The following is a 13,124-nucleotide window of genomic DNA, read 5'->3' on the forward strand; positions in this document are numbered from 1 at the left end:
CCAGCAGCACACAGAACGTCGTAGTCGCCGGAATCAGGCACCGCTTGAAATGGGACGACCGCGAGACAACGTTCTGGCGGTCCTGTCATCGAGCACAGAGGGCATCAATGACGATGCGCACGCGAGGCCGGGCGCGACAGGCGCGGCACCGACACGAAGCATGGCGTCCCGCAACAATTACAGCGCGCGCACAATCCCGCCATCCACACGGATGTTCTGGCCGGTGATGTAGCCGGCGCCCTCAGACAGCAGGAATGCGACGGTCTTTGCGATTTCTTCGGTCTTGCCGAAACGGCCGGCCGGGATTCGCGCAACGATTTCGGGCGTCTCCGGCCAGCTATCGATGAAACCGGGCAGCACGGAGTTGATACGAATGTTCTCCTTCGCGTAACGATCCGCATACAGGCGCGTGAACGAACTGAGTGCCGCACGAAGCGCGGACGATACCGGCATCGCCTGCTCGGGCGCATCCGCCGCGAAGCTGGAAATATTGACCACCGCCCCGCCGCCTTGAGCCTGAAAGACCGGCGTCACGCGGCGCAGCACACGTGCCACGTTAAGCACGATCAGATCGAGGCCGGCGTGCCACTGCTCGTCTTCGATGGATAGCAGGTCGCCCTTGGGCGGGTGGCCCGTGTTGTTCACGACCGCATCGATACGACCATACTTCTCGAGCGTTTCGCGCACCAGACGGTCAATATCGGCCACCTCGGTCACCGACCCCGACATTCCGAAACCGCCCAGTTCCCTTGCCAGTTCGATAGCGCTGCCCGACGGCGACATCAGCGCGACCCTATAGCCGGTGGCTGCAAGTTCCCTTGCTATCGCCGCGCCCATGCCCTTGCCTGCTGCCGTCACGATCGCTACTTTTTCTACAGCCATGATGTTCTCCGGATGGATGGGTCGACCACTGGAAGCAGGCGCCTTTTTGCTGCTTTTCGCCGCAATATAGGACGATACAATGTCAATGTCGAATGATGATTTCTCCGGTCTGCCAGTAGATTTTCTGCACCATGGATACGCGAAAAACACCCGCCTTACCTCCGCTCAATGCCCTGCGCGCATTCGAGGCGGCGGCACGCAATCTCCATTTCAGGCTGGCCGCCGAAGAAATCGGCGTCACCCAAGGGGCCGTCGCGCAGCAGGTTCGCCATCTCGAAAATGCTTTGTCGCTTCGGCTTTTCGAACGGCTGCCGCGAGGGCTCGCGCTTACAACGGAGGGCCTTGCGTATTTTTCCGCGGTCCAACGCGCGCTGAACATCATCCAGGACGCTACGGAAGCCCTCAATCGCCGGTCATCGTCGCTCACGATCAGCACGCCCCCGTCTTTCGCGTCGAAATGGCTTATTCCCAGACTGTCCGAATTCAGTGAATCCCATCCGGCAGTCGAAGTGCGCATCATCGCCGACGAAAAGCTATGCACGTTCAAGGCCGATGGCGTCGACATCGCCATTCGCCTCAGCAAGTCGCCTTTCGGCAAAGGGCTTGTCGGCGAGTTGCTGTTTCCTCTCGAGATTTTCGCGGTAGGCAGTCCGTCGCTGCTCGACGGTCCCAAGCCGCTGACCAAACCATCGGATTTGGCGAGGCACGTGCTGCTCCACGACGCACACGACTTATGGCCGGAATTTATCGCTGCGCTGAAGCAGGGAAGTCGAGTCGACCCCACCAAAGGACCACGCTTCAATCAATCGGCACTCGCTATCGATGCGGCCGCCGCCGGCCAGGGCATCGCATTGACCAGCGAACCCCTCGTCGAGCGAGACATTGCGGCAGGCAGGCTGCGCCGGATTTTCGATTTTTCGCTCGCTCTTTCACTCGGCTACTACGTCGTGTATCCCGAAGGTTTATCGGATTCGGGCGCGAAGCGAGCCATGCGGGATTGGCTCCTCGCGCAGCGAAACAAGGACGGGCAACACAGCGCCATCAACTCGCTTCACCCCTGATCGACTGTTCACTGCGCGGGCCGAATGCGTGAAGCGCGCGACACCGACGCGGCGGCACGTCTTCGTTCACGAGCATCAGGCGCATCACGTACGGAGCACGTTGCCTTATCCCCGTCGGCTGCCGAAACCGGTAAAGAAAGCCTCGGCATTCGCCGCGAGCGTCCCGAGGTGATAGCCGCCTTCCTGCACGATCACCGATGGCAGTTGCAACGCACCGACCGTCTCGCCCAGTCTCGCAAACCCTTCGGTCGTGACAGCCACCTTCGATTGCGGATCTTCCCGATAGATGTCGAAGCCAAGCGCAAGGACCAGCACATCGGGCTGAAAGCGGTTCAGCACACGCAACGCAGCGTCCACCCGCTCGAAAAAGACGGCTTCGGACGAACCATGCGGCATCGGCAGGTTCACATTGAAGCCTTGTCCTGCGTCGGCGCCAGTCTCTTCTTCATATCCCGCTACGACCGGATAGAAATTGGTCGGGTCGCCGTGAATGGATACGTAGAGCACGTCGGCACGCCCGTAGAAAATTTCCTGCACGCCCTGACCGTGATGCATGTCGGTATCGAGAATCGCGACGCGCTCGAAGCGGCTGCGCAGCGCCTGTGCCGCGATGGCCGCGTTGTTCAGATAGCAGAACCCGCCCGCTGCATCGCGCCGCGCATGATGGCCGGGCGGCCGGCACAGCGCCCAGCTTTCGTGCGCACCTTCATTGATGTCCGCCGCGGCAGCCAGCGCGCTTTGTGCGGACCAATAGGCGGCCCGCCACGTGTTCTCGCCGATGGGACAACTGCCGTCGGCCAGATAGCGCGCCGCTTGCGCGAGCACGCCGCGCAGCGGATTGGGCTCGCGCACGTAGACATTCGACATCACTTCATCGCCCCAGTCGTCGGGCATTTTCTTCCAGTCGCGATGTGCTTCTTCAAGGAACCGCAGGTAGTTCATGTCGTGCACCGCGGCGAGCGGCGCGACGCCGCGGTCGGCGGGTTCCCGCACGTCGAAGCCCAGCGAGCGCGCGGCGGCAACCAGACGCGACGCGCGCTCAGGCACTTCCTGCGGGGCGCGCATCTGGCCGCGCGACAGGTAACTGCGCGGATGGTGCAGCAACTGTGCAGGGTGAAAGTACGTCTTCATCGGAACACCTTTTCTGCGATGGTTCAGTGTGAATCCACGGTGGAGGTAGAGGCAGATGTGGTGCCGGCGCGCGCAAGCACCGCATTGAGCAGCACATTCGCGCCACGCGTGACGTCGTCCGGCAGCGCGTCTTCCGCCTCGTTGTGCGACAGACCACCAACGCATGGAATGAAGACCATCGCGGTCGGACAATGGCTCGCCAGCAGAATCGCATCGTGCCCCGCGCCACTCACGATGCGCTCGCTGGTATAGCCGAGCGCCTTCACGGCGTCCTGCACGAGCGTGACGCACGAGCCGTCGAACGGCGTAGCAGCGCTGCGCCAGTACGTGTCTACAGCGACCTGTACACCGCGCTGCGCGGCAATGTGCGCGCACGTATCGCGCAACGCTTCGCTCATCGCGTCCACTTCGCCGTCGTCGTGATGGCGCAGATCGACGGTGAACGACACCTGTCCCGCAATCGTGTTGCGCGACGCATCCGGAATGCCGATCTCGCCAATCGTGGCAAGTCCGCGCGGCGCATAGCCCGCCACGATGCGCTCCAGTTCGAGCGCGATCTGGGCGGCGGCAAACAGCGCATCCTTGCGGTACGGCATGGGCGTGGTGCCCGCGTGCGCCGCCATGCCGGTCACCGTGACGTCGAGCCAGCGGATCGCCTGGCCGCCTGTGACGACGCCGATCTGCGTGCCATTTGCTTCAAGCACCGGGCCCTGTTCAATATGCGCCTCGAAATACGCATCCACCGGCGTGCCGGTCGCTCGCGTGCCGCGATAACCGGTCGCACTCAAAGCGTCCGCAAGACTGACGTTGTGTGCGTCGCGTCTGGCGAGCGCATCCGCAAGCGGCATGGCGCCGGTAAACACCGCCGATCCCAGCATCGCGGGCGTGAAGCGCGCGCCTTCCTCGTTGGTCCACGATACGATCTCGATCGGCTTTTCCGTGACGACGCCGGCATCGTTCAGAACACGCACCAATTCCAGCGCAGCCAGCACGCCGTAGACACCATCGAAGCGGCCGCCATGCGGCTGCGTGTCGAGATGGCTGCCCACCAGTACCGGCGCTGCGTGCGGATTCGTGCCGTCACGCCGGGCAAACAGATTGCCCACTTCATCGACACTGACCGTCAGATTCGCTTCGCGGCACCACTGCGCGAACAGGGCCCGGCCTAGCCGGTCTTCCTCGCTCAGCGCGAGCCGCCGCACGCCGCCGCCCGGCGTCGCGCCGATCTGTGCCATGTCCATGAGGCTTTGCCACAGCCGCGCGCCATCGACCTTCAACAGAGGTTTCATCGTCATTGCGTCGAATTCCGGTTGATGCTTTCAGTTCACGCCGAGCGCTTCCGCTGCGTCGCTGTGCGTTGCGCGCCGTGCGTCGAGCGCGACGATGCAGATCAGCGAAACGCCCGCGAGACACGTATAGAACACCGCGAGCGGCCACCATTGGCCGACATAACGATGCGCGAGCCACGTGCCGACAAGCGGCGTCAGACCGCCCGCCATCGCGCCGCATACCTGATACGCGAGCGAAATGCCCGAATAGCGCACACGGGTGGGGAATATGCCGCTGACAAAGCCTGCGATCACCGAATAGAAGCCCGACATGCACACCGTCGCAATGGCGATGCCGAACACCATCGGCAACCGCGTGCCGCCTTGCACGAGCACGAACATGGGGTACGGCGAAATCATGGCGAGCAGCGCCATCAGTTTGAGAAAGCGCACGCCGCCCATACGCTCGCCGAGCCATGCGGCCACCGGCTGCCACAGGAACTGGATGACCGCGACCGCAAACAGACAGTCGAGAATCAGCGAGCGCGTCACGCCGACGTATTGCGTGGTGTACGCAATCATGAACGTATTGGTGAAATAGACGCCCGCAATGCCCAGCGTATTCGCGCCCATGCACAGCAGCACGAGGCCCCATGCCGAGCGGAAAACCTCGGCCACCGGCAGTTTCACCGTGCGGTTCGCTTCCTTCACGCGCGCGAATTCCGGCGACTCGTTCACGCCGAGCCGAATGACGATACCGACGACCAGCAGCACCGCACTCGCGAGAAACGGCAGACGCCAGCCCCACGCGAGAAAGTCGGCCTTGTCCATCGACGACACGGCGCGGAACGCCACGAGCGACAGGATCAGGCCCGCAGGGCTGCCGAGTTGCGCGAACGAGGCAAAGAACGTGCGCTTGCCCGGCGGGGCATGCTCGCCCGCCATCAGTACCGCGCCGCCCCATTCGCCGCCTACGGCGATGCCCTGCACGATACGCAGCGCCACGAGCAGTACGGGCGCCAGCGCGCCCACACTTCCGTACGACGGCAACAGCCCGACGCAAACCGTTGCGGCGCCCATCATCATCAACGTGACCATCAGCGCGTTCTTGCGACCAATGCGGTCGCCAAGATGGCCGAATACGATGCCGCCCAGCGGCCGCGCGAAGAAGCCGACCGCGAAGGTCGCGAACGACGCCATCGTGCTGACGAAGCGGTCGCCCGAGGGAAAGTACAACTCGCCGAACACGAGCGCCGCCGCGGTCGCGTAGATATAGAAGTCGTACCACTCGATCATCGTGCCGATGAACGCTGCCAAGGCGGCGCGCCCGGGCTGGCGGAGTGAAGAACTGGATGGCGTCATGCTGGCTCCTGAAGCACGTTCGGCGTGATGGTGGCGACCGGCGGCGTGCGTATTGTTGTGAGTGCCTGGGCGGTTTGCCCGGCCTATTTCCCGCGCATGAGCCATTTATCGGTAGCCAGAAAATATTAGTCAAATTTCGAGTTATTATTTCGCGCATAAATCTGGCTAATACTTAACTCGATCTGGCTGCGGCGGGCTGCCGCGAAAGGCATGACGGTGCGCGCGGACCCCGCGAATTTTCTGAACGACCGGCTCGACTGGAACCTGCTGCGCACGTACCTCGTCATCATGCAGGAGCGCAGCCTGAGCCGCGCTGCGGCGCGGCTGCACGTGACCCAGCCGGCCGTGAGCCAGGCGCTGCGGCGCCTCGAGGAAACACTGGAGCGCAAGCTGATTGAGCGGCGCGGCCCGTATTTCGCACCAACCGAGGCCGGCGAAGCCGTTTATCAGATTGCCAGCGACATTTACGGCAACATCTCGCGGCTCGAAACCGATCTCGACGAGCGCACAGGCGACATCTCCGGCACGATTCGCCTGCTCACAATCAGCCGCATCGAATCGCCGGTCTACGACGAATTTCTTGCAGACTTTCACCGCGCCTATCCACGCATCGATCTGCAGATCGAAGTGATGCGCTCGTCAGACATCATCTCGTCCCTGCTGCAGAAAACGGCGACGGCCGGGTTGGCGCTGTGTCGTACGCCGCACGAAAAGCTCGGTATGCAGTGCTTCCTGAGACAGCGCTATGCGATGTTCTGCGGGCGGCATCATCGGCTGTTCGGCAAATCGCAGCTGGCGATGGAAGATCTGCTCGCAGAAAACTTCGTGTCGTTCACGAGCGACCAGATTGGCGACAGTCTTTCGCCATTGACGGTGTTTCGCGACCAGAAAGGCTTCACCGGGCGAATCGTCGCGTCGTCGCCGAGTCTGGATGAAGTCCGGCGGCTCGTTTTCGCCGGCTATGGCATTGGCTGCCTGCCCGAACATATCGTGCGCGACGATCTCGCCCAGCAACGGCTGTGGAAATTGCCGCCCGACGAAGGGCTCATCGACGTCGACGTATTCCTGCTATGGCATCGCGAACGCAGAATGAACGCGGCGGACCAGGCGTTTCTCGACAGCATGGAGCGCTGCATGCACCAGTATTCCCTCGCTGAGCGGCTGGGGAAGTGACGCAAGAACGTATCGAGACCAATTCCGGCGAGCGATACGCTCGCATTGTTCCCGTCGCTCAGTTCGGCACGCTGGCATCGCTCACGCTGTCCACCCTGCCCACCCTCACCACCACGGTCGCCTGAGCGCATGGCGCTTGCGCCAGCGCGGCGGTTGCCTGCCCGTCATTCAAGGGCAGATCGATCACACGTAATGGCGCCGGGTCGCTGAGCAGCGGTTCGTCCTGATCCAGGCGCACGTCGATACTTTGCAGATCATCCGCGAGCCCCACGCCGGTGGCTTTCAAAATCGCTTCCTTGCGAGCCCAGCAGCGTTGGAACAAAGGCAGCCGCTCATGCGGCATCGCCTCGCCGATGCATCGTCGTTCGGCCGGATGGGCCACCGCAGGCAGCAGGTCCCGGTAATCGCCGAGGCGCGTGAATGTTTCGAGATCGATGCCCACAGGATCGTGCCGGCTTACGGCACACGCAATCCATCGGCCGGAGTGCGAAAGACTGAAGGCAGGGGTGTTGGGCAAGAACGGCTTCCCATAGGGGCCGAGACGGAACGCGTACGGTGTAGAGGCACCACAGGAGCGCACCAGGTGATGAACCATCGTGCGCCCCAGCACGAAGTTGTGGCGATCCGAAGGCTGATGGAAGCGCGCCGACCGCTGGCGGTCTTCGTCCATCAGCAGGCTGTCATCGCCGAAAGCCTCGGCCCCGTTCAGGACGAGCACGAAGGTGAAGCCGCGCGCCAGTGCGTCGTCACAGGCATGGCGAGCGTCGTGCCATAACGCTGCCGCCGTGGCGTGCAGCACCGTCACGGAGTGGCTTGCACGCGGCACCTTCGATTCGTCTCGCCCGGTCATGCCAACTCCCGTGAGTCTCGCCATTTCTGACTGGCGTCGTACTACGCAACCCGCCCGACCGCCTGGTCAGCGTCGAGTCATTTGCGCCGCAACAGCCACATCAGGTACGGACCGCCAATAAGCGTCGCGATAATGCCGGCCGGCATCTGCTGCGGAAACACGACGTTGCGGCCCAGCCAGTCGGAAAGCACCATCAGCAGCGCGCCAACCAACCCTGCCACGAGCATCTGCGAGCGCGCCCGTGAGAACCCCATCAGCCGCGCAAGGTGCGGCGCCATCAAGCCGACGAACGACATCGGCCCGATCACCACTGTCGCGCCTGCCGTCAGCGCAGCCGCCACCGCAAGCAGCCACAGTCGCGCGTGTCGCGTGCGAACGCCGAGCGCGTCCGAAACGGCACTGCCGAGAGGCAGGATGTCGAGCCATCGCACACTGATCGAGGTTATGGCTGCGCCCGCCACGGCAGCGGTCGCCACAGCGATAGCAGTCGCGGGAAGCATCGCGTAAGTGGAGCCGTAAAGCATGGCGCGCAGCACACTCGCGTAAGCACCGCCGCTCGCTGTTGCAAGCACGACGACCGATTGGGACAACGCACTGATTGCAATGCCCGCGAGCAGCAGATGTTCGGGCGCGAAGCCGCTACGTCGCCCGATGGCGACGAGCGCGACAAGACTCGTCAACGCGCCCGCCGATGCCCCCGTCAGCAATGCCGGCGTAGACGGTCCCACCAGGATCGCGGCGGCGAGCATGCCGAGCATCGCGCCTCCGCTTACGCCCAGCAAATCGGGGCTTGCCATCGGATTGCCGGTTACGCGTTGCAGCAGCGTGCCCGCGAGCGCGACCATCACGCCGGCACCGAGCGAAGCGACGAGCCGCGGCATCCGCCAGAATTCGACGTCCGCCCATTGCCGTGCACCGGTCCACGCCCAGCCGTGCACTGACATAGAAAAACGCAGCGAGACCACGATGGCGATGACGAGCAGCGCGCCCAACAGTAGCGAGGCCCGACGCGCGGAGCCGCGTGCGGGCTCGCCATCCCACAACGCAGGCTGCGGGCCTTGCACGCGCATGCGGTACAGCATCCAGAGCAGAAGCGGCCCGCCGAGCAGCCCCGTCACCGCGCCGGTCGGAAGCATCTCGCCCATCATGCCCGGCAGACTTTGCACCGCCTGGTCGGCAAGCGTAAGCAACATCGCGCCGGCGAGCGGCGCCCACAGCATCTGCTCCTGAGGCCGGCACGCGCCCATTGCTCGCGCGAGTGCCGGACCACCCAGTCCAATGAAACCGATGACGCCCACCGCGCTGGTGACAAACGCGCTCAGCAACACGGCGATACCGAGCGCCGCGAAGCGTGCCCACGCAACGGAAAGGCCCAGTTGCCGTGCGCCGCGATCGTCGAGCGAAAAGAGCGTGAGCGGCCGCACGAGCAGCGCGGCGCCGATCGCGCACAGGACGACACGCGGTGCGAGCCAGGTTGCGGTTGCCCATCCGCCTTGCACGAGCGAGCCACCGCCCCAGATGAACACGGACGTGAGCGAACGCTCGTAGACAATCGTGAGCAATACGGAAAGCGCGCCGCAATAGAGATTCACGATCATGCCGGCCAGCACGACGGAAACTGCGGCGAAACCCTTGCGCCACGCGAGCGCCATCGTCGCGAGCATGGCGAGCGCGGAGCCCGCGAACGCAATGGAGAAGCGCCCATCCAGCGCGAGTGACGGCACCACGATGGATGCCACCGTCAACGCGAAATACGCCCCTGCGGAGACGCCGAGGGTCAACGGCTCCGCGAGTGGGTTACGCAAGACCTGCTGGAAGACGACGCCCGCGAGCGACAGGGCGGCACCCGCTATCAACGAAACGACGAGACGCGGCAGCCAGGCGTAGTGCGCCACGATCTGCGGCAATGACGCATCGGCGCTTATCGATACGATCCCGGGCCATTGCGCGACGGGCAATTGCGTCGCGAGCGTGCGGGCTCCTAGCGCAACCGTCGCGAGAATCAGAAACGTGGCGAGATACCACGCGCGCGGCGTACTGTCGGCGTGTGTGGCGTTCGTAAGGCGATTCAAGTCCCCGCTCCCTCAAGCGCCTGCGCAAGGGCGCTCGCAAAACGCATGGACGTCGTCAATCCGCCGAGTGCCGGCAACGATGCAATCGACTGCACACGATCCTGTTGAACGAAGGGCAGCGCGCGCCACACGGGACTCTTTTGCAGCTGCATCGCCGCGCCGGGCGGCACGCCGATGACGACCGCTTGCGCATCCCTGTCGTGCGCGAGTGCGGCAAGATCCGCTTGCGTCGTACCTTGAGCGTCGGTCGGGCCGCGCCAGGCGTTGTCGATGCCAAGTTGCGCCATCACGCCGCCGAACAGGCTGTTTTTGCCGAACACAGATAGGTGGCGATCGTCGATGGGATGCAGCAGATAGACAGGCCGCCGCGTCGCGCGAAAGTGCGTCAGTCGTTGCGATGCGTTGTCCAGCGCCGCGTCGGCGCGTGCAAACAGTGCATCGGCCGCGGCAGTGCGGTCCAGCCGTTGCGCCAGTTCGCGTGTCGCCGCGCGTACAGCCGGGTAGACCTCGATGCCGGGTCCGAAAAGCGGCACCACCTGGGCGGGCGCGATTCGTTGCAGCAGGCTCATGAGCGGCGCATGCCACGGCGTCACCACGATCAGGTCGGGCTTCAGCGCGCCAATCACTTCGAAGTTCGGCTGATAGAGCAGCCCCGTATCGACAACCGACGCCGGCAACGGCGGATCGCCATCGAGCAGGCGGTACCACGGCGGCCGCGAAACGCCGACGGGCACCACGCCGATCGACAACACGATCTCGGTCAGTGGCCAGTCGAGCACGACGATCCGCGGCGTGGACGCCGTGGTAGTGGCAACCGCGGCCTGAGCCCACGCGAAGCCTGCCGGCAACGCGAACGCCGCAGTCGCCGCTACCAGCCGCGAGAGCGCACTTCGCCTTCCATGACGAAAACCGGCATCGGCCACGACACAGGCAGCGCGCTTCGCGCCCGAATCGTTATCCGGCATCGGCATAGGATTCCGAACGATTCTCACCACTGATACCGCGCCGTGCCGAGCACCGTGCGCGTGGCGCCCCAGTAGCACACCGCCGACGACGTGCAGTACGAGATGTACTCGCGATTGAAAACGTTCGACACGTTGAGCGCGAGACGCCAGTTCTGAATGTCGTAATGCGCGCCGACATCGACGAGCACGCGGCCCGGCACAGTGAACGTGTTGGCGGCATCGCCCGCCGAACTGCTCATGTAGCGCACGCCGGAACCCACGCCGAAGTTGCGCAGCGGCCCGTGGTGGAACGTGTAGTCCGCCCAGAGCGAAGCCGTGTTGCGCGGCGCGATGGTGGGGCGCTTGCCATAGTTGCCCGTCGAACGCGTGCTCTCGGTCACGATCTGATTGACGAACGCGTACGACGCAATGAGCTTGAGTTCCTCGGTGACGTTCGCATGCGCCTCGACCTCGATGCCGCGGGAGCGGATCTGGCCGGTCTGGATAACGAAGCCCGCGTGCGACGGGTCCACCACGGAGACGTTGTTCTGCGTGAGGTTGAAGGCGGCAACAGAGAAGTAACCGTCGAACCCGCGCGGCTGATAGCGCACGCCCGCTTCCACCTGCTTGCCGGTGGTCGGCGCAAACGGCGCGCCGGCATACGTGGCACCGAGCACCGGCTGGAAAGACTTCGCATAGCTGACGTACGGCGCAATACCGCTATCGAACTCATAGGCCAGGCCCGCGCGCCACGTGAAGGCGTGGTTGTTCACGTGGTAGGTGGTGGAACTGCCCGTGGTCAACGACGTGGTTTGCTGATTGCCGCCTGCCCAGTCTTCACGCACGCCAAAGGTCAGCACCCATTTGCGCCAGCGCGCCTCGTCCTGTGCATAGACGCCCACCTGGCTCAGCGAGTAGTCAAGCCGCGTATTCGCCTGCTGCGTGGGTAGCGACGAGAAATTCGGGTTGTAGAGGTCCACGGTGCCCACCACGCCGTTGCCTTCCGTGTCGCCGAGCATCGAGCGCTGGTAGTCCACGCCGAAGAGCACCGTGTGCGCAACGCTGCCCGTCGCAAATTTCGCCTGAGCGTGGGTATCGACTTCGAATTGCGAGTAGTGCTCGTTGTCGACGTTCGCCCACATCGAGACGGTGCGCTTGTTCGCCGCGAGGGCACTGGTGACCGACGTCTGATAGTAGTGGTCGTCGATGTGCAGGTAGCGAACGTTTTGCGACACGCTGAACGTGTCGTTGAACGCGTGCTCGAACTGGTAGCCGAACCAGTACTGCGTGCGGTGCATGCCGTCCCGGTTCGGGTCGCCGAAATACTGGTCCGGCCCAAGATGACCGTTTGGATTACTGAACAGCGTGGCCCCTGCCGGCACGGGATTGAACAGGCCGCCGTTCGGGTCTCGCTGGAAGCTGCCCTGCAGCGTGAGGGTCGTGTTGCGGTCAGGCCGGATCGTCACCGAAGGCTGGATCGCAATGCGCTGGTCCTTGATGTCGCTCACCTGCGTTTCCGCGGTGCGGCCAAGGCCGGTGATCCGGTAAAGGACGGTGCCGTCCTTGTCCACGGGTCCGCTGAAGTCGAAACCGAGCTGGTAATTGTTGTGGTTGCCGATCTGCATCATCACTTCGTGATAAGGCGTTTCGGTCGGCAGCTTGCTCACGTAGCTCACGAGGCCACCGGGGCTACCCTGTCCGTAAAGCACCGAGGCGGGACCGTGGAGCACCTCCATGCGCTCGATGAAATATGGATCGATACGCGGCGTTGCAAAGCGCGGCGATTGATAGAGATGAAGTCCGTCGAGATACGAGTCCAGCGTGAAGCCGCGGCCGTACAACTGGTCGAAGCGGACGTCGGTGCCGTCCTGCGTGTAGACGCCCGCGGTGTAGCGCAATGCCTGGTCCACCGTCTGCGCGCCCTGGTCGTCCATCTGCTGGCGCGTGATGACGGAGATGCTCTGCGGGTTCGTGAGCAGCGCGGAATCGGTCTTGGTACCGGTCTTCGAGCGCGTGGCGACATAGCCCACGCCCGGGCCGTCCGGCGCCTGAGCCGACTGCCCGCGAACGTTGACCACCGGCAACACTTGCGCGTCCGATGCTGCGGCGGCTGCGGCGGGTGCGCTTTCCTCACCCACTGCGTGTGCGCTGACGGCCAGCATGGCCGACGTCAAGGCGGCACATAGAGGCCGCAGGCGCAATCCGCGATGCTGCCCGCGTGCGGCCGATATCCGTGAAATTTTCTTGTGTCTTCCCGTTCTCATTGCTCGCTTTACCCCGTTCGATGCCGATCTTGATGTCGCGAAATATTCTCAAAATTCGCTATGAATGTAAACGCAAATCACTCTCATTACGTAAAACACTTGTGTTGTTGGCCGTTT

The 13,124-nt window shown here is 63.7% G+C and carries 10 protein-coding genes; 2 read left to right on the forward strand and 8 right to left on the reverse strand.

The features are described 5' to 3' along the window. Positions 1-177: 177 nt before the first annotated feature. Positions 178-882 (reverse strand): SDR family oxidoreductase, encoded by a 705-nt coding sequence (locus PKKP23_RS05360; protein ID WP_126876136.1) that lies wholly within the window; start codon positions 880-882, stop codon positions 178-180. 131 nt (positions 883-1,013) lie between these two features. Between PKKP23_RS05360 and gcvA the strand changes: the two genes are divergently transcribed. Continuing rightward, positions 1,014-1,943 carry a transcriptional regulator GcvA gene (gene gcvA, locus PKKP23_RS05365; protein WP_126876078.1) on the forward strand — a complete coding sequence of 310 codons (930 nt, stop codon included), beginning with the start codon at positions 1,014-1,016 and terminating at the stop codon, positions 1,941-1,943. 105 nt (positions 1,944-2,048) lie between these two features. Here the strand turns inward: gcvA and PKKP23_RS05370 are convergent, their stop codons facing one another. Genes PKKP23_RS05370 through PKKP23_RS05380 form a run of 3 tightly spaced genes read right to left on the reverse strand, consistent with a single transcriptional unit; the run spans position 2,049 to position 5,704 of the window. Next, positions 2,049-3,074, reverse strand: coding sequence for a histone deacetylase family protein (locus PKKP23_RS05370; protein WP_126876079.1), 1,026 nt, complete (start codon positions 3,072-3,074; stop codon positions 2,049-2,051). A 23-nt stretch (positions 3,075-3,097) separates the two neighbouring features. Further along, positions 3,098-4,363 carry a Zn-dependent hydrolase gene (locus tag PKKP23_RS05375; protein WP_126876137.1) on the reverse strand — a complete coding sequence of 422 codons (1,266 nt, stop codon included), beginning with the start codon at positions 4,361-4,363 and terminating at the stop codon, positions 3,098-3,100. 30 nt (positions 4,364-4,393) lie between these two features. Further along, on the reverse strand, positions 4,394-5,704 hold the full coding sequence (locus tag PKKP23_RS05380; RefSeq protein WP_126876080.1) for an MFS transporter: 1,311 nt from the start codon (positions 5,702-5,704) through the stop codon (positions 4,394-4,396). A 216-nt stretch (positions 5,705-5,920) separates the two neighbouring features. Between PKKP23_RS05380 and PKKP23_RS05385 the strand changes: the two genes are divergently transcribed. After that, on the forward strand, positions 5,921-6,877 hold the full coding sequence (locus tag PKKP23_RS05385; protein ID WP_126876138.1) for a LysR family transcriptional regulator: 957 nt from the start codon (positions 5,921-5,923) through the stop codon (positions 6,875-6,877). Positions 6,878-6,935: 58 nt separating this feature from the next. Here PKKP23_RS05385 and PKKP23_RS05390 read toward each other — a convergent pair whose 3' ends face one another. The 4 genes from PKKP23_RS05390 to PKKP23_RS05405 all read right to left on the reverse strand — a co-directional run bounded on the left by PKKP23_RS05390 (position 6,936) and on the right by PKKP23_RS05405 (position 12,905). Next, positions 6,936-7,727, reverse strand: a complete 792-nt coding sequence (locus PKKP23_RS05390) for a 4'-phosphopantetheinyl transferase family protein (protein ID WP_161978074.1) — start codon at positions 7,725-7,727, stop codon at positions 6,936-6,938. Positions 7,728-7,804: 77 nt separating this feature from the next. After that, a complete protein-coding gene (fhuB, locus tag PKKP23_RS05395; protein WP_126876082.1) occupies positions 7,805-9,799 on the reverse strand; it encodes a Fe(3+)-hydroxamate ABC transporter permease FhuB in 1,995 nt (664 codons plus the stop codon). Next, the gene (locus PKKP23_RS05400; RefSeq protein WP_240658755.1) at positions 9,796-10,764 is read right to left on the reverse strand and encodes an ABC transporter substrate-binding protein; all 969 of its coding nucleotides are present in this window, start codon (positions 10,762-10,764) and stop codon (positions 9,796-9,798) included. The genes fhuB and PKKP23_RS05400 overlap by 4 nt, the downstream gene beginning before the upstream one ends. Positions 10,765-10,787: 23 nt before the next feature. After that, positions 10,788-12,905, reverse strand: coding sequence for a TonB-dependent siderophore receptor (locus PKKP23_RS05405; protein WP_240658757.1), 2,118 nt, complete (start codon positions 12,903-12,905; stop codon positions 10,788-10,790). Positions 12,906-13,124 lie beyond the last annotated feature (219 nt).

Origin of the sequence: Paraburkholderia kururiensis JCM 10599 = LMG 19447 (assembly GCF_003986935.1) — a bacterium.
Classification (GTDB): Bacteria; Pseudomonadota; Gammaproteobacteria; order Burkholderiales; family Burkholderiaceae; genus Paraburkholderia; species Paraburkholderia kururiensis.

What these genes read in the sequence shown, in the direction of transcription:
- PKKP23_RS05360 (WP_126876136.1), bottom strand. Translation starts at nt 882, where the DNA reads ATGGCTGTAGAAAAAGTAGCGATCGTGACGGCAGCAGGCAAGGGCATG.
- gcvA (WP_126876078.1), top strand. Translation starts at nt 1,014, where the DNA reads ATGGATACGCGAAAAACACCCGCCTTACCTCCGCTCAATGCCCTGCGC.
- PKKP23_RS05370 (WP_126876079.1), bottom strand. Translation starts at nt 3,074, where the DNA reads ATGAAGACGTACTTTCACCCTGCACAGTTGCTGCACCATCCGCGCAGT.
- PKKP23_RS05375 (WP_126876137.1), bottom strand. Translation starts at nt 4,363, where the DNA reads ATGAAACCTCTGTTGAAGGTCGATGGCGCGCGGCTGTGGCAAAGCCTC.
- PKKP23_RS05380 (WP_126876080.1), bottom strand. Translation starts at nt 5,704, where the DNA reads ATGACGCCATCCAGTTCTTCACTCCGCCAGCCCGGGCGCGCCGCCTTG.
- PKKP23_RS05390 (WP_161978074.1), bottom strand. Translation starts at nt 7,727, where the DNA reads ATGACCGGGCGAGACGAATCGAAGGTGCCGCGTGCAAGCCACTCCGTG.
- PKKP23_RS05400 (WP_240658755.1), bottom strand. Translation starts at nt 10,764, where the DNA reads ATGCCGGATAACGATTCGGGCGCGAAGCGCGCTGCCTGTGTCGTGGCC.
- PKKP23_RS05405 (WP_240658757.1), bottom strand. Translation starts at nt 12,905, where the DNA reads ATGCTGGCCGTCAGCGCACACGCAGTGGGTGAGGAAAGCGCACCCGCC.